The following is a 258-nucleotide window of genomic DNA, read 5'->3' on the forward strand; positions in this document are numbered from 1 at the left end:
GCATGTTTCCCAGGAATGGTATGTCGGTGATGAGTACGTCCTGGCTTCCACTGGGAGACTATCGGTGCAAACCGGGAAACAGGGCTTCTTAGCGAATGAAACGCCCCTTGCTCCCAAAGAGGAGATTGCCCAGTTGTATCAGTTTCTAGTATCTTCTGGGTACACGTTTGGAATTGGGACGGGCAGACCGGAATTAGAAGTCGTCCAGCCTTTTCAGCATTTAGACTGGCTGCAATATTTGGATGTGAGCCGAATTGT

General features: G+C 49.6%; 1 pseudogene. It reads left to right on the forward strand.

The features are described from left to right. Positions 1–64: 64 nt before the first annotated feature. Positions 65–258, forward strand: a pseudogene (locus tag RYX56_RS23590) (HAD family hydrolase); the annotation flags it as partial.

This window comes from Alkalihalophilus lindianensis, from assembly GCF_032843265.1.
GTDB lineage: Bacteria > Bacillota > Bacilli > Bacillales > Bacillaceae_D > Alkalihalophilus > Alkalihalophilus lindianensis.